8 protein-coding genes are annotated in these 18,168 nt (G+C 44.2%); 4 read left to right on the top strand and 4 right to left on the bottom strand.

Annotated elements, in window-relative coordinates; all coding sequences use genetic code 11:
* Positions 1-130: 130 nt before the first annotated feature.
* The 3 genes from D0A34_01765 to D0A34_01775 form a co-directional block, all read right to left on the bottom strand.
* Positions 131-3,769, bottom strand: coding sequence for an ATP-binding protein (locus tag D0A34_01765; GenBank protein ID UNU17754.1), 3,639 nt, complete (start codon positions 3,767-3,769; stop codon positions 131-133).
* Positions 3,766-6,801 (bottom strand): hypothetical protein, encoded by a 3,036-nt coding sequence (locus D0A34_01770; GenBank protein ID UNU17755.1) that lies wholly within the window; start codon positions 6,799-6,801, stop codon positions 3,766-3,768. The genes D0A34_01765 and D0A34_01770 overlap by 4 nt, the downstream gene beginning before the upstream one ends.
* A 126-nt stretch (positions 6,802-6,927) precedes the next feature.
* Entirely contained in the window at positions 6,928-7,197 is a 270-nt protein-coding gene (locus tag D0A34_01775) for a hypothetical protein (protein ID UNU17756.1), read from the bottom strand.
* 152 nt (positions 7,198-7,349) lie between these two features.
* On the opposite strand from D0A34_01775, the gene D0A34_01780 reads away from it, so the two are divergent.
* Positions 7,350-7,922, top strand: coding sequence for a Uma2 family endonuclease (locus tag D0A34_01780; protein ID UNU17757.1), 573 nt, complete (start codon positions 7,350-7,352; stop codon positions 7,920-7,922).
* A 257-nt stretch (positions 7,923-8,179) separates the two neighbouring features.
* Here the strand turns inward: D0A34_01780 and D0A34_01785 are convergent, their stop codons facing one another.
* Complete coding sequence (locus D0A34_01785; GenBank protein UNU17758.1) at positions 8,180-10,624, bottom strand: phenylalanine--tRNA ligase subunit beta; 2,445 nt, start codon at positions 10,622-10,624, stop codon at positions 8,180-8,182.
* Between the two features lie 533 nt (positions 10,625-11,157).
* On the opposite strand from D0A34_01785, the gene D0A34_01790 reads away from it, so the two are divergent.
* The 3 genes from D0A34_01790 (at position 11,158) to D0A34_01800 (ending at position 17,859) form a co-directional block, all read left to right on the top strand.
* Positions 11,158-12,789: a serine/threonine protein kinase gene (locus D0A34_01790; protein ID UNU17759.1), complete on the top strand. Its 1,632-nt coding sequence runs from the start codon at positions 11,158-11,160 to the stop codon at positions 12,787-12,789.
* Positions 12,790-12,964: 175 nt separating this feature from the next.
* Positions 12,965-16,030 (top strand): GAF domain-containing protein, encoded by a 3,066-nt coding sequence (locus D0A34_01795; GenBank protein UNU22123.1) that lies wholly within the window; start codon positions 12,965-12,967, stop codon positions 16,028-16,030.
* 20 nt (positions 16,031-16,050) lie between these two features.
* A complete protein-coding gene (locus tag D0A34_01800; protein UNU17760.1) occupies positions 16,051-17,859 on the top strand; it encodes a PAS domain-containing sensor histidine kinase in 1,809 nt (602 codons plus the stop codon).
* Positions 17,860-18,168: the final 309 nt, after the last annotated feature.

Raw genomic sequence — 18,168 nt, forward strand, 5'->3', positions numbered from 1 at the left:
CAGCTAACTGATAGCAGTTTCAAATAATAATGCAACTGTAGGTAAACTCCAAACCCCGATAGTCATCCTTGATTCCCAATCTAAAATCTAAAATCTAAAATCTACAATTGTATGACGCACCCTACAAGTTTCAGTTTACCTGCTTCGACAAAATTAAATTAAGCACGTTCAACTCGTTGGAACTTAAAAGATATTTATCTGTAAATATTTTTCCCCTCATCTGCTCTAAACTGTAACTTCTAAACACAACAAACGGGAAATTTTGATACTTATCTCCTATAGGCAGAACATTACCAACAGGATATAGTGCCCGGACATATGCAGTCAAGATATCTCGAAAATGTTGGTATTTCGGTTCTTCCGGGTTGGTGGCAAAATATTTGCTGAATACTTCACCAGCAATAAATACAAACAATGGCAAGGCATAATACTGGTCATTACGCTGGCTGCTTTGCTCAAATCTCTGTGTTTTATTAACAGGCTCCATCAGTTTTTTCACTAACTCTATAGCATCCTTAATCGCAAATTGCAAACTCTCTGGATACGCACTGCTACGGCTAATTTCCTGCATATTTTGCCAAAGTTGACCGTTAGCATGGGTGGCGATATTGACGAGCGACATCGTGTAGGTTTCCTCTAAGATTTTGGAGGAAATAGGCACCACTAACAAACCACCACTAATGTAGCCGAGTTCGAGGTTGCTAAGGCTCAATAACTGCTCGAAACCTTTACTTACTAACTGGGAAAACTCACTGTTAAAAAAATCGCGCTGTGAAAGATACGAAGTCTGAGATTTACCGCTGGAGTCAACATTATCTCTCAATTCAAAATCAGCTTGACCCAGCAAATCTTCTAGACTGCTATAGACTTGTTGTAAACGCCGATCGCTCCTGTGACTCCTGTGTTCGCTCTTCAACTGATCGATTAACTTTTTCATTTGGGATGAGAATGTTTCACCAGCCGCTAACACAGACTTGCCACCGATCGGTATTATAATAAATTTATCTTGACCGATTTGCCCGCAACCATAAATTCGTGTCGTTATAGATGCTTTCAAAATCAACAGGATATTTAAAAGACTCAATTTGCTTTCGTGTATAGATATCTCCTGGTTGTCTTCAAAATAAACTGAACGCTCGCCCAAATAGAAAATTAATTCTTTGTCCTGATTATCAATCTCATCATCCCCGCGACCCCTATAAATCACCTGAATCACTTCCATCAGGTTTTTTTCTATTTCAAACCGGGGAATTTCAACCAAAATGTGTTTAGCCTTGGGAAAAGATAGCCCCCGACTACCTGAAGCAGTCATAAACACTACTTTCACCTTTTTTTTGCATTTTTGGATTAACTCTTTTTCCTCCTCACCAATGTTAACGTGTATTTCTATATAATCTGTTCCTTTTTGAAACCGACCTCGATGCTCTCTAATTTTATCTATTAATTTTCCCAATCTTTGTTTGTCCTGAATATAGACTATCAGTTGCTCAACATCAGAGCGTTTTAAGAGAGCTTCTATATCCTCTAAGATTTCATCTTGCATTTTGTTTACTAAATTATTATCTCGCTCTACCAAAGCGTCTTCAATAAACTTACAAGACTCGACAAAAACTTTATAGGTGATACCTAAACTTTTGGCAGGATAGGAGTTAGCATTGATAACAGTTGCGTCAGTACCTTTAAACTTAAAATCCTCCTCGGACAGAGGAAAAGCAGGATTTGAAGCCCTGCGAAAATAGATTTTATCAGGTTCAGCCGAGGGATCGTCCAAGTGTTGGTTAATTACAGCAGGATCAACTATAGAAGCATCTGCAACAATCACTTTTGTGTTAAACCCGTGTTGCGAATTATCCCTCAATCCATACCTGGCTAGAATATCGTTGATGCCGTTTAAAAACTCTACTCCTCCCTCATCTCCTGTAATTTCATCTATCATGATAAACAAATGCTTAAGGCGACTAGATATATCTTTCATGCGATCGGGAAGAACTAAATTTTCGCTTTCGATGTAAGCATTCCTAAAAATTTTTTCAAAATGTTTTAAGGTGTCGCCTGCATCCGTTTTCTTTAAAGATTGGATGGAAACAGTAGCGACAATGTTGTTTGAATGTCCACCATTTATCAGGGTAGAGATGGCTTCACAAATGCTGTTGAGTACGCCCTTAGTTTTCAGTCCAGTATCTTTAATAACATTTTCTGTTTGCCTGTTGAGTCGGTCCGATCGCCTACCTTGACGCTCATTTTGTCTCCTATCTTCAAACTGAACAGCCTGCAATCTAAAATTTTCTTGATGCTGATTTGAGAGATACTGCACAGTATATTGACCGTCGCTATCTTTAATTAGGTCGCTATGAGTATTGATGGCGAATAGTTTGTCATCGCACAAACAGTCAGTACCTGCTTTTTTAAAATTGTCGATGATATCTAGATTTACTTGCTTCCGGGGGCTGACATAAAAGAAGAGAAATCCATCGTCCATGTGATTTTTGAGAAAATTGGCGATCGCAGTTGTCTTGCCAATACCGGGATTGCCAGTCAAAAAGATATAAGTAGCGGCAGATTCTAGAGCTTTTTCTATGAGTTGAGCATGAGCATCCCGCAGTTTCACAGTGCCGCTCAATCCTAACTGCTGCATCAATTCATCCGGTACAATTCCCACCGAGTTGAAAAAATCCTCAAGTTGCTCTCTATGACGCACAACATTTATTTTGTCTGCTGAAATTGCTAACAGATCGTCAACAAACTCTTGACCGCGAGCGAAACTGTGGTAAGCACTCCGCTTGATTTTATTTAGAACTTTCCTGCGAGCATCGTTTATCTCTTCATCCTTTAAATCATGCTTGTAAATCAGACGACAAGTTTTCAAAACATCTAAATTTTCGGGACGGACAGACATAGCACTAATTCCGCGATCTGTATATCCCACCGCATTAAATATCACCTGCGAATCGTCAGCAAGTATCCCCGTCTCTCGGAGAAATTCATAAAAACTATGAGCGTAGCCGCCAGCCTGAATTAACTTAGCACTCTCCTTGTCATCATACTTAAAAGCAGTAAAGTAAGTCTTCAAGGCTTCTGAAAACTCGACTTTACAACTTTCAGTATCTATGCGAAGTTGAGAAAACACGCTTTTCGATCGCAAGTAATTAATATCTCGTCCCAACGAACGCCTGATAATCTCTAAATAGTCCAGATTTGTAACATCCTCAGATGTCCTAATCGAAAACACAGACAAGTCTACACAAAGAATCCTAAAGTGCTTCTGGCGATATCGCAGCAATATTAGAGTATCCGCTCTCAGAAACTCGCCTTTCTGTTTGTAACGTCTAATATACTGAGAAATATTTTCAATCGGGTCAAATTGAGATAAAACTTCTCCAAACCACTGTTCCTCACCTTTAGTGTAAGTGCCAATACTGCTCTCATCGCAAAAACAGCACTGGTAATACAAAATTTCCAGATGTCGCAGTTTGTTTGGCTCGTTCCAACCTGTAGATTCCAGGTACTCTCTAAAAAAGTTTAAACCTGATATAAAACCTTTTTGTAGGAAAAATACGCTCCACTTTTCAGCCATCTTCCTTTCCAAGGGACTGATTATTTTATCGGTAATTTTTCTCAGCATCTTCGGAAAGCTTAACTGCTGCAATTCCTGAAGGTATAAGTTGTCAAAATTATGCTTAATTTTCTTCTCTTTAATGCAGGCAATAATCCCAATATTAAACCCTAGTTCAAACAAACGCCCTAAATCTTCTGCTATCTTAGATTTCATGACTGTGTGCCTCCTTCCGGTGTATTTAATACTTCTTTAACTTTGGTTAAAAACGCCAAGGCATTAAACTCCGCATTTCCTCCCATATGCTTGTACAAAGATAGCGTGCCTACTGATTGATCTCCAATCAGGTTTTCATAAGGGTCTAGTTTAAAACTGATTTTACCAGTTCTACCACTTTCTTTTTCGTATCTCGAAAAGTGGAACAAAGTCAAATACTGCAAAATGTCATTTTTGAGTTGAGTATTAGAAATTAATCCCTGATGAATATGTTCATCATCTAGTATATCTTTATAGATATTTAACAAAGTAGCATAGGAAATTACACCCCTATAGTTGCGTTCTGCCTCTGAACCTACTATCAGTCCGTTAAACAGGTTAAAAAATACAACTGAGCGCTTGCTAGGATCTTTGACTAGAGCTGTCAATTCCAGCGTATCCTGAATGTACAAAGAATTTACTCCCAATGTTTCTGATAGCTTGACCGCATAGTATTTATCAAAAAACATCGGATAAATTTTGATATCTTTACAATTTTCCTTAAAATCCTTAAAATATTTAATCACATCTTTCGACATGAAGAATAAAGCATCTTCTTTTTGAGTCATGTGCAAGGTACTAGAATAGGGAGCTTTGGCAATATAAAGAAAGTGCCTGAATCCCAATTCGTAAACTTCCCCTATTTGATCCCGCACAACTGTAGGTTCTTTAAACATCTGTTCGTGTTCGTAGGTTTCAGAGAATGTTTTGAGCAATTGTAGCCTCACAGAACCATCCTTTTGACGCCTCGCTCCCACAATTTCTCCCTGCAAATTCGACAGCTTGTGCTCGCTATTCCACTTAGCATCGCTTTCCCGACTGGAAACTATAACTATAGCGAGTTTATCCAGTTCTTTAGGAGAGTCTGACTCGTTGTCAAAGGTAAACTTTTTAGGCAGCACAGAATACAGAGAACTCATCACATTGGCAGCTTTGTATTCTATATTCCTGATATCAACACCCTGAGAATTAGAACGATGTTCCTCATTTAGTAAATGCGACAACCTTTTAGATAAAGAACGCATAAACTCTTCTACGGGCGAATCAGACTGTTGGTTACTCAGTTGCAGTCGCAGTATGGGAATAAATAATCTACTTTGGTTTGGCAAAAGTAGCTTGAGGCAAGTATATGCAAGTAAATCGAACGTAAATCGATACACAAAAGTTTTTTTATCATCCCATTTATTACTAGCTAAACTGTAGGTAAATTCGACTAGCTTGCGCTGTTGATAAAACCGATTGTATACTGTCGTACACTGCTGCTCATTTGGTCTTAGCAGCACTGGCAGAGCTTTAACACCTGTGATATCATACTCCATACTAAAGCTTTGTAAGTCATCAGTAGAAAAATAATGAACATCACTGATTGCAATTTGAGCTGTCAGAGTACAGAGTGAATTTTGAGCAGCATTTGCTTGACCAATACCTATATATTTTAATACTTCTTTCGGCTTGGTTCGCAGAACAGGCTTAAAAAATGTAGAGTTTGTAGAAATATTTGTAATACTATCCTCTAAAATGCTGCTTTTTACCGAAATGTGGAGCGGAAATTCTTTCGGTAAATTCTTTTGTTTTAGAAGTTTTTGCAGGGAATTTTTGAGCCTGTCTATTTTAGAGGCAATATTATATTGTTCAAAACCTCTTTTGATACCTCGCAAAAGTTTGTGTTTTGCTACTTCATCAGACCCGTTGAAAGTTTTTAGTACGTTTTCTTCAAATACTGGAATCGGATCGTATCCTAAGTCTGAGTTAACTGTATAACCCTCCGAGGACGGGTCTTTTCCGGCAAAAACAAAGTAGTACAAAAATACTAACTTCAATAGCTTTCTGGCGAAAATATCTTTTCTTGCAGGGTCGGCAAGTTCAGCTTTGTGTTCCTCACTTTCCGGGTCGAGCAGATTGAGATAATACTCAAAAACAGTTTTACCGCCATAGGCCTGAACAGGGTTATTAAACTTGAGTTTGAGCCCAAAAATAAATTGGATCTCTCCCTTTTTTTCGTCTTTGGTTTCTCCTAAATATCCTTCTATTTTGGGAATAATCGGCAGCATATCGAATGCTTCAGCACGAGCAAAAGCATCTCGGTAATTCAAGTCGATGCCCGCATAGTTGACCGAGTAATGACCGTCGCCTTTTTCAAGACTGCTGATATATTTATCAATGAGCTTGAGACGCCGGATTAGGTCTTGTAAATAGATTATCCCCTCATTATTGGACGCGCCATTGCTTGTGCTAACGTTGTCTTGGAGAAATTCTAAATAACATATCTGTGCCTGTTTTTTGAGTTGGCCGATTGTTTCTGTATCTACAATTTCTTTGAGCTTATAAAAGTCTGATTTAGAGTCTTCCTCTAAGTCTTTAAGAATATAATTTAAATCTTCGCGCTCGCTCTCACTAGCGCTAGCAAACTTAGATTTGATATAATTTTCTAATCCTTGCTTTAGTTCGGTGTTGAACGTGCCCGTGTTTCCAACGGTGATAGTTAGTTTGTGAAATTTCAGCAGTTCCTTGTTATTAGGATTGTTGTGAAGACTCAACCGCTGCTTTTGCAACCCTGAATATTTTCCAAAGGGATAACTAAAGTCTAACTTGGCAGAGGGACTCTTTAGTTTCGGCAAATCTGTAATTAAGCGAGCCACAAACTGTTCGATATCAAGCTGTTGATTATGTTGCTTAATTGCCGAATCCAGCAAAGCTTGCAAACTCTTTTTAATCTGTATAATTTGACCAGGAAAACGTTCTTTGAAACCTGGAGTAAAATTGACTGTGGCAGTACGAACACTGCGCTCGGAAGCACCTAAAGGATTTTCTACCCGCAAACCTGCGACTTCTTCGGCTATGGTGTCAATGTCGATGAGCAGGCGATCGCCATTACCATGTATGCTAAAAGGGTTCTGAGTCTGCCGCTTCTCTAAAACTTCTAGAATCTTTTCCAATAAGTCGCCACAGTCAACCCCAACTAAATCCCCCTCTACCGTTCTTAGGGTATTCACTCTGCAACCTCCTCGCACCGCTTGACAACTTATGCAATTCAGCTATGATAGCAGACATTGATTTATTAGTCAAGTGGAGTACGTTCTGTGCCGACTTACCAAATAATTCCTAAGTTCTATATCCCTTCAAAAAGCTTGAATCCACTCTTTCACATCGTACTCAGTCCAAACCCCATTTATCCAATAAGGATCGGCTTCAACTAATTGTCGAACAGCCGCCTCATCTTCCGCTTCGTAAATTGCAAAAACTTTAGTTAAATCTTTTGTAGGCCCGATCGTACTTAACACACCCGATTCCTTCTGCTTAGCCAATCCGGCTAAATGAGCGTCTCGAAACGGAGCGCGTTTTTCCAGAACATCCTCGCAGTAACTTCCCCACATCACATATTTGGTCACGGTTTTGAGCCTTAGATGAATTTGTTTAAAAGTTATTGTACAATAGGAGTAACAGGATTTAACGAAAATTTTAAGGATTAAGATTAATTAACCGCAGAGGGTCCTGAGGAAGAGGGGAAAGAGAGTGGTTTGTTAGATAGGAGAAGATGGCTATGACTTTATTAGACATTCGTTTATTGACGGTTCAAGAATATCACCGCATGGCAGAAATTGGTATTTTTGACGAAGATGAACGAGTAGAATTACTGGCTGGACAAATAGTAAAGATGGCAGCAAAAGGAACGGCACATGGTGCAGCGGTGAAACGCACAGAGAAGTTACTGGAAAATCGTTTGGGAAATCGAGTTTTGGTGCGATTGCAAGATCCAGTTCGGTTAAATAATTTCTCGGAACCTGAACCTGATCTTGCTGTAGTTGTCCCAGATCCACTTTACTATGAAGACCATCATCCAACTCCTTCTGAAGTTTATCTGATTATTGAAGTTGCCGATACTACGCTGAGAACAGATTTGGGAATTAAAGCGACTATTTATGCTCAGTCTGGAATTGCAGATTATTGGGTTTTGGATGTTAATAATCGGCAACTTCACGTATTCCGAGAACCGAGTCAGGATGGCTATGAAAGTATAGTAGTTCTGGGAGATGATGCGAGTATTTCTCCTTTGCAGTTTCCCGATATTTCCTTTATGGTTCGAGATATGTTGCGGCCATTGGTGTCAATTTAACGCTTTTTTCCTGAGTCCGGCAGGGGTTGAAACCCCCACCTCAAAGCTGAAGTCCTCGCTAGGAGGACTGAAGAGCTCATTAGTTAGCAACTATGCACTTTAGACTTTTATTGCAAAAATTTGAGATTCTTCGCTTGGCTCAAAATGGCAAATTTACCTTGTAATCCGTAAGTCTTGTTAGTCCTCTTGAGAGGACTTTAGCTTTGAGCCAGGGAATTCATTCCCTGGCGGTTTCCATTGGTGAGTAGCGGCCTATTTTAGCTTCTCAAACTAACGCCGAATTTCTCAACTAAAACATCGCGCACTTTTTGTTGTGCTGGTTCGACATCGGTTTCGCTCAAAGTTCGATCGCCCGCGCGGTAAACTAACCGAAAAGCCAAACTCCGCTGTCCCGCCGGCACGTTGTCGCCTCGATATTCGTCAAACAGTTCCACCGAATCCAGCAAACTACCCGCCGCCTTTTTCATCGCACTCTGCATATCTACAACCGGAACTTCAACCGGTGCGAAAAATGCAATGTCTCTGTCTGAAGCGGGGAAACTCGAATAACCAGCGAATTTGCGAGTTTGGTTGTTCGATCGATCCAACGCTGCCAACAGCACCGCCAAATCTAATTGAAACACGTAAACCTGCTCTGGCAAATCCTTTTGTTGCTGCAATTGCGGGTGCAACTGTCCAAAAACTCCTAAATGTTTTCCGTTTAACGATAACGCAGCGGTGCGGCCCGGATGCAAGCGTGTATTCGAGGAATCGCTTTGATATTCTACCGACAAACCCAACTCCTGAAACGCGCTTTCCAAAACCCCCTTGGCCTCAAACCAAGTCAAAGGTCGATCGCGCCCTCCCTGCTGCCATTTCCACACAGTCGGATCGCCGCCAATAATCCCCGCAACTGCATCGGCTTCCTTCATTGAATCCCCATCTTTCCAGAAAATGCGGCCGACTTCAAAACCGTTTAGTGCGCCATTTCCCTGTTCCAAATTGTACCCGAAAGCATCAATCAAACCCGACAGCATTTCTGTCCGCAAAGCCGAATATTCCACAAACAGCGGATTCGCCAGTACAACCTGATTTTCTCCCTCAGTTTTCACCAAAGAATAGTGCATCAACTCCGTCAAACCGGCCGCCCGAAAAGCCGATCGCACATTCCGAATTGCCGCATATTCTGGTGACAGATAACCAGGTTCCGTTTTGCTAGGCAAAGTATCGCAGAAATTGTCATAACCGTGGAGTCTGGCAACTTCTTCAATTAAATCAATTTCCCTTTCTAAATCCCGGTAGCGGTAAGGCGGCACAGTCACATTCCAAACCCGCTCTTTTTCCGTGGGAACAACTTCGCATCCCAAGGCTGTGAGAATATTTTTTACCTCTTCCGATTCCAGATATTTAGAACCGCCCGTTTCTCCTCTTTTCAACTGTCCTAAAACCAGATTTACTCGGTCGAGACGCAATTCGAGCGATCGCGAAAAACTCAAATCCTCGCCCGAACTTGCCGTTTTCTGCACCGTCGCAGCGCCTCCAGCCAACTCCAAAATTAGGGCGACAGCGCGGTTGCAAGCCGTCGCCAAGGCCGCCTGATTCACCCCCCGTTCGTAGCGGATCGATGCCTCGCTCCGTAGGCCTTGAGCGCGCGCAGAACGGCGAATCGTTGCCTGGTCAAAAATCGCGGCTTCCAAGACTAAATTTTGCGTTCCTTCGTGAACTTCCGTGTCTTCGCCGCCCATTACTCCAGCTAAGGCAACAGGTTTGTCGCTAGCAGTAATTAACAGATTTTGAGCTTGCAAATTGCGGTTTTGTCCGTCCAAAGTTTTGAAGGATTCGCCTGTTTTGGCAAAGCGGACGCCGATGCTGATATCTTGAGTACCCGTGAAAGATTGTAGGCGATCGCGATCGAAAGCGTGCAGCGGCTGACCCCATTCCAATAAAATGTAATTAGTTACGTCCACCACATTATTAATCGGTCGCACTCCCGCCGCTTGCAACCGCTGCTGCAACCAAGCTGGAGAAGCAGCAATTTTCACACCTTCAATTGTCGTGCCGATGTAAATCGGGCATCCTTGCGGTTCTGATATTTCTACTGCCAAACCAGGACTTTCTTTCCCCTCAATCGGAACACCATTCGCTTCGGGAATTCTCAAACTCGCCCCAGTCAGCGCCGCCACTTCCCGCGCCACGCCCACCATGCTCAAAGCATCTGCACGGTTGGCAGTTGCTGTCAAATCTAAAATTACGTCATCTAAACCCAAAAGCGGGCGAATATCGCTGCCCAATTCGGGATTTTCTAAATCGAAAATGTGAATCCCGGCTGACTCTTTAGATAGTCCCAATTCCGCCAGAGAGCAAATCATTCCTTCGGAAGGAACGCCCCGCAATTTAGCAGGTTTAATCTTTAAATCAATAGTCGATAAATAAGTGCCAACAACAGCGACAGGCACGTAAATGTCTGCCCTAGCGTTCGGTGCGCCGCAAACAATATTCAAAGCTTCTGAGGAACCCACATCCACTTGACAAACTCTCAATTTGTCTGCATTCGGATGCTGTTCGCAGGCAATGATTTTGCCCAAAACTACGCCGCTTGCCCACGGGCGGCGGTCTTCAATTTCTTCCACTTCAAACCCAGCCATTGTCAGGGTTTCGGCTAATTCTTCCGGGGATATCACCACATCCACCAATTCCCGGAGCCACTTTAGAGATATACGCATAATTTAGTCAGTAGTTAGTTGTCAGTGCTCGGTAGTTATTAGTCAAAAGTCGGCGCCGACAGGCTACGACTTTTGAGTCCCAGAATTTATTCGGGAAAGCTTTTCTTAGCATACTAATTCAATTTTGTCAAGACTGTTATGGTACACATAAGCAAAAAGGAGGAATATGCCCAAAGGTAGATGTCTACTGGGGGATGAGTAGCATTCTTATTCAGAGAATGAGGTATGCTAGAGACATCTAACAACGCAAAAAGCACCTAAGTTTAGAAAGACTTTACACAAAAAAGCACAACTTTAGCAAGTCTTTAAACTATCTTCAAGGATAATCAACGGAAAAAACTCACACCAGCGAGATAATCAAAATAGGGAAAAGATATCGGTTTAAAAGACTTAGGTGCAATTCCAATTCGCAATCGAAGGCACGGCCAGCCGACAACTGATAGATTAGTATTTCTACCAGAAGCAGGAACAGGCAATTTGTGCAGTCGAGCGACGCTGACAAGATCAGAACCACATAGGCAAACTCAATCAATATGAGCTACTGCGTAAATCCGGGCTGTCCCCATCCTCAAAACCCTGCTGACTCTATTCTCCAGTGTCAGACGTGCGGTGCGCGGTTATTGCTGCGCGCTCGCTATCGAGTCATTGAACCGTTAGGGCAAGGAGGTTTTGGAGCTACATTTCTGGCAAAAGACATTTCATTGCCCGGTCAACCGAGTTGTGTAGTCAAGCAACTGCGACCCAGTAGTTCGTCGCCGCGAGTTTTAGAAATGGCGCGGGAATTATTTAAGCGAGAGGCGAAAACCCTCGGCCAACTGGGCGACCACCCCCAAGTACCGAGGCTGCTAGACTATTTTGAAACGGAACAGCAATTCTACTTAGTTCAAGAGTATGTTAAAGGCTCGACTTTGAAACAAGAAGTCAAGCAGTCAGGCCGTTTCAACGAATCGGATGTTAAAAATTTTCTATTAGAAATTCTGCCAGTAGTGCAATATATCCACAGCCAAGGAGTAATTCACCGAGACATCAAACCCGCAAATATTATTCGCCGAGTTCAAGACAGCCACTTAGTTCTGATTGACTTCGGAGCGGTAAAAGACCAAGTTAGCCAAACAATATTATTAGACCCCGCCGACCAAAGCGCCAACACGAAATTTTCAGTCGGCACATTTAGTTTTGCCCCCCCGGAACAAATGGCGCTGCGGCCGATATTTGCCAGCGACATCTACGCGGTGGGCATGACTTGCTTGTACTTGCTGACAGGAAAATCGCCCAAGGATTTAGATTTTGATGGAGTAACCGGCGAAATTGTTTGGCAGCCCCACGTTCAGGTAAGTGCAAATTTTGCGCGGATTCTCGAAAAAATGCTGAAGCCGATGGTTGGGCACCGCTTCCAATCGGCAGCAGATGTCCTCAGAGCTCTCTCGGGCCAATTTGAAGACCCAAGTCTTGTCGATGGCTTAGCAACTCAATTCAACGGCTCTTCTCGTACAGTTGAAGAACCGACAATATTTAATGACGAGGGTTCTTCCTGGTCACCGCCTCAGAGCAAAATCAATCAAGATTTACGATCGAACCACACCCGCGCTGGTAGAACTTCCTTCACCCAATCCGGGAACACGGGGATGCAACCGAGAGTTTCCCGAACTCTGGCTGAGTCCGGCAGAACTTTCGGAACGGTTGGACCTTCTAGCGGCAATTTAGCAGCGTCAAAGGTATCGAAAGTTGCTCCTAAGTGGGACACCAACAGCGTGCGAGCGGCATATTTTAAAGGCAAGCGCGATTTTTCTGACTGCGAACTGTCTGGCCTGCAATTGCAAAAAGCGCAGTTAGCGGGGGGGAATTTTTATCAGGCTAGGTTGGTGAAGGCAAATTTGCAAGCAGCGGATTTGTCGGGGGCGAATTTGGGTCACGCGAGGTTAATTCAGGCGAATTTGCGAGATGCTAACTTGACTGAGGCTTATTGCAGCACTGCCAATTTTGAAGGCGCGGATTTCCGAGGTGCTGACTTGACGGGCGCTTATTTGACTAAGGCGAATTTGCGGGGAGCAAATTTGTGCGGGGCGAATCTTACGAACGCTACAGTTTCTGAGGAACAACTGGCTATGGCAAAGACCAATTGGCTTACTGTTAAGCCGGATGGTAAGCGGAGTTTTGGATTTTAAGAAGTCATGAGTCATCAGTCTGAAGAGGGAAGATGAAAAATGCCCCCAATCTTCCCCCCGCTCCCTTTCCCCTACTTCCCACTCCCCCAGTCAGGTGAGTCGTCAGGAGGAAGCCCGATCGCCCCAAAGCCGCCTAAATTAAAAACTAGGAATGGAGGATTCGATCGCACTAAACATGAAACTGCTCAACCCCCGCACTCGAATGCTTCTGTACACCGGCATCCTGGCCCTGGCCTACTTTGTTACCGGAAAACTCGCAGTGTCGATGCTGGGACTGGTGAAAGCCGAACCCTCCCCCGTGTGGCCGCCCGCCGGTATTGCTCTAGCAGCACTGCTACTGCAAGGACGACGGATGTGGCCAGGAATTGTCCTCGGTTCGGTGCTGTTAAACTCTACCGGCGGTATACCGTCGGCTGTCATTGTCACATCAGCCTTTAGCGTCACCCTGCAAGCGCTGGCTGGAGAGGCTGTGCTGAGGGAGAGCGGATTTTCTACCAAACTCGATCGATTGCGAGATGTTCTGGCTTTAGTGGCGGGCGCTGTCATCGGGTCTACTTTAGTCGGTTCTACCCTCGGCAACTTGGGAACGTGCATTTTTGGTTGGGCTCAGTGGAGCAATTTCTCTCGCAACTTGTGGACTACCTGGCTCGGAGACGGCATGGGAATTTTGCTCGTGACGCCAGTGCTGCTGACTTTGAACCACGCCGTTAATAGTTTTAAATTTCCATTAAACCCCCCCATTATTTCAACTTTTCTCGCACTTTTTAAAAGACAGAATAATCAATCATCAATTACTAATTACCAACTACCAATTACTAATCGCAGATACACATTCCCTGCACATGAAAATCGTTATAATCTTATATTTTTAATTATTAATTATTCAGAAATAGCGCTCTGGCTGACTCTATTACTGAGCGTTAGCTGGCTGTTTTTTTGCTCAAAAACACAGGCGGCGATCGCTCAGTATCCGCTGGAATATCTGCCTTTTCCTCTGATAGTTTGGGCAGCCCTGCGGTTTCAACAGCCGGGAGCGATTTTTGCTTATTCGATCGTGTCTTACATCGCGATTTTGGGAGCAGTCCAGGGAGGCGGGCCGTTTTTCGCCAAAAGCGATAATCTCAAACAAGCGGTGTTATTTTTACAAGCTTTTACCGGTACGATCGCCCTTGTGGCTCTGATGTTGGCGGCCGCTGTAGCAGAACGCCAGCAAGCGCTTTTTGAGGTGCGCCGCACGGCGGCGGCGCTGCGATCGCGCGAAGCTAGTCTGGCGAACGCTCAGCGCATCGCTCAGTTGGGCAATTGGGATTTAAATTGCACCGCCGTCGCAGCAACTGAGAACTTTCAGGAATCGTCAGAACACTGTACACCCAACAGCGAATTGCGGTGGTCGGACGAACTTTACCGCCTCTTGGGTTTTGCTCCGGGAACGGTCAAACCGACACCAGAAGTTTTTTTGCAGGCTGTACATCCAGAAGACCGAGAATTGGTGGCGCGATCGCAGCGCCAAGCTATGTTTGAGCGCAAACCCTATTGCATTAACTACCGAATTGTGCTGGCAGACGGCTCCGAACGCACTGTCTGCGAACAGTCGGCAATTCAGTCAGGGGCGATCGCCGCCACAGTCCAAGACGTTACCGAACGCCACCGCGCGGAAACCGCTTTGCGGGCGTCCTCCGATCGCGATCGCTTGCTCTCAGAAATCGCCCTGCGAATTCGCAACTCCCTCGACCTCGAAGAAATTCTCAACACTACTGTTGCCGAAGTCCGGCAATTTTTCAAGGCCGACCGCGCTTTCATCGGTATTATGGACGCTCTGGGGGCAAATCTTCCTAGCCCGGTGTACTGTAAAATTGTGGCCGAGTCTGTCGGATCTCAATGCCGTTCTATTCTCGGGTGGGTGCTCGCTGACGAGAATCACCTCGAAAATTTGAAAACTTTTTATGCTAACCACCGCGTCCGATCTGTATGCAATACTGCTACCGTGCAAGTCAGCGATACAGTTGCTAAATACTATAGCGACTATCAAATTCGAGCGACGTTAAATGTGCCGATCGTCCTAGGGGATGAATTGTTCGGGATCTTGGCCGTCAACCAGTGCTCCGGGCCCCGCCAGTGGCAGGAATTTGAAATTGATTTGTTAGAAAAACTCGCTACCCAAGTGGCGATCGCTCTCCAGCAAGCCCAACTTTTGCAGCAGGTAAAAGCTCTCAATGCCAACTTGGAATCTCAAGTGGAGGAACGCACCCGGCAACTACAGCAAAAAATGCACGAACTGCAAGAAAGCAACCGCCTCAAAGACCTATTTTTGCACGCAGTTTCTCACAATCTCCGCACTCCAGTTATGGGAATGTTAATACTGCTGAAAAATTTGCTCAACAAATCGGCCTCTGATTCTCTACAAGAGGTTCCGGTTTCTCGATCGATTTTGGAGCGGATCGTTCAAGCCAGCGAACACCAGTTGACTATGGTTAATGCCTTGCTCGACGCTCACGCTAGCGAGGTCAAAGGTATTGTTCTCAATACTGTACCGTTGCACTTACAGTCTTTAACTTCAGCAATTGTTGGTGATTTAGAACCGATACTGGCCAAAAACCAAGCAACTTTGACTCAGGAAATACCGACGGATTTGCCGAGAGTCTATGGCGACAGCAAACACTTGCAGCGGGTGTTGGAAAATCTGTTGACTAATGCTATCAAACACAATCATCCGGGAGTCAATATCACTTTTAAAGCCGAGGTAATAGAAGTTGAAAAAACGCTAAATTTTGAAGGAAATTCACAGGTTTTAACATCTCAAAATACTCAGCTCGCCGATTGTATCGCTAACCGGATATCTCCTGGGGGCGATCGTCCTAGAATAGGCGAGACAACCCAAAAAAATCAGGAAACCCTGGCCAAATTTCACCTCAATGGCAGTTGCACAATACCCCGCTATCAGGGGCAAATTGCCAATATCGGCAGCAAATTGCCCGGAGTCACCGTAAAAATGGTTCGCTGTACTGTAACAGATAATGGAGTGGGAATCAGCGCCAAACAGCAGGAATCTCTATTTGAACTTTACGTTCACGACCCTAATAGCCGACAATTAACAGGGCTGGGTTTGGGCTTGTACCTTTCCAAGCAAATTATCAAAGCTCACGGGGGCGAAATCGGCGTCGAAAGCACTCCTGGAGGTGGCTCGACTTTCTGGTTTTCGCTGCCTGCTGTCAACTCGGACGATCGCTCTTTGCCAGTCTAAAATCTAAAATCTAAAATGGTATGAGCTATTTGGGCAACGCAAAATCAGTTCAGGGGTTAACGGTTTATGAGGTGTGGCGCGATCGCTTCCTCCGAGATCGGCTGCGCCCTGCTGTCGGGATTGCCATATTTTTTGCCTTCACAATAACGGTCTATTTTCTGGGCGAAAGATTCTTCGTTGCCCAGGAGTTTAAAAGTGTTTATTTGTACACGAGCGCTGCTGTAGAATTGGGTTTGTTGACCTGTTTTGTGTTGCAAAAAACCTCCTTCGGACAGCGCTATCCCGGTTTGCTATTTTTGGGTTTTTCGTGGTCGCTGACGGTGGTTGTACAGCTTGGGTTAGCTGTCGCACAAGCGGGGGAATTACCAATTTTTACCTGGAGTTTAGCGTTTCTGATCCAAGCTACGCTGATGCCCGTCCGCTGGCGCCTCCACCTGATTTCTCAACTCGGCGTTTTGTGTTGCCACGTCGGGATAAATTTGGCTTTAAATCTAAGTTTTGCTAAGTATACTCCTTTTAAGTTGACCGGGTTTTACTTATATTTGTTTTGGTTTTGTTTGATTTGCGATTTGTCGGTTTATTGGTACGAATGTCTGCAACGGAAAGAGTTTAGTACCAGGCGTGAGTTGGAATCTGCTTACCAGCAGTTGGAGGTGGCAGAAGCGAAGTACCGCAGCATTTTTGAGAATGCCGGCGAGGGAATTTTTCAAAGCACTCCCGACGGCCGCTACATTACTGCAAATCCAGCTTTAGCGCGGATTTACGGCTGCGATTCCCCGGAAGAAGTGACGGCAAAGTTTACTGATATTGAACGGCAGTTGTATGTCGATCCGCATCGCAGAAATGAGTTTTTGCGATCGATCGAGGAAAGCGGCACAGTATCGGATTTTGAATCTAAAATTTACCGCTCAGACGGCAGTATTGTCTGGATTTCTGAGAAGGCGCGGGCGGTACGGGACAGCAGCGGCGCCGTGCTTTATTATGAGGGTTTAATTGAGGATATCACGCAGCGCAAACAGGCACAAGAATCGCTGCGGCTGTTTATCCACGCTCTTTCTCACGACTTGCGAAACCCGGTGGCGGGAATGTTAATGGTGCTGAAAAATTGGCAGACGAAACCTGGGGATTCGATCGCAATTCCCCGTTCTTTTTTGGAGCGGATGATTCAAGGTAGCGAGCAGCAATTGCGCTTGATAAATTCGCTGTTGGAAGTTCACGCCGGGGAATTGCGCGGTTTGGTTCTGCACTGCGATGCCGTTGATTTGAGGGCGGTAGTTGAAGCTGCTGCGACCGATTTGGAGCCTTTAATGAATGAGGGGAAAGCTACTTTTAAAAATTTGGTGCCGGATAATTTGCCAGCCGTGAATGCTGACAAAACTCAGTTGTGGCGCGTATTCTCTAATTTATTTGCTAATGCTTTAAAACACAATCTGCCGGGATTGAATTTAACAGTTTCGGCTCAAGTAATCAAGGCGGGGAAATTAATTATAAATCAAAGCACAGCAAAACAAGACATCCACAAATTACCGATTACCAATCCACAATCCCCCATTACCAATCCCCAATCCCCAATCCCCAATCCCGGAAGTAGGATGATTTACTGTACTGTGGAAGATGACGGGGCGGGAATATTGCCGGAACAGTGCGAACATCTTTTTGACCTTTACCTTAGGGGTGATAAATCCCGACACTCCGTCGGTTTGGGTTTGGGTCTATATCTTTGTCGGCAAATTATTGGTGCTCACGGTGGCCAAATTGGGGTAATTAGCACTCCGGGTGCTGGGGCAAGTTTTTGGTTTACTTTGCCGCTGGCGGAGAATTTCCGGTGATTTTTTTGTATTTTTAATTACCTTTTATCTAGCAATCGTGCCAGATATTTAGAACGTTATTAATTGCTGAAACCCTTGCGAAATATGCTTCTTCATTCTGCCTGCGGCTATACTTTTGTTGTGCCGTCGCAGGTGCTTTTTGAGTGCTTCAAGCCAAATCGGTCGATCGAAATAGTCCGATCGGACTATTGATATTAATTTAAAAGCGTGGTATAGTAACCCAAATGTTTTTAAAGGAAAAATAAATCTCCGATCTTCACATTTTCTTTAGAAACATCATTTAATCTAGAAAATCTCTAAAACTAGATA

This window comes from Microcoleus vaginatus PCC 9802 (genome assembly GCA_022701275.1).
Lineage (GTDB): Bacteria > Cyanobacteriota > Cyanobacteriia > Cyanobacteriales > Microcoleaceae > Microcoleus > Microcoleus vaginatus_A.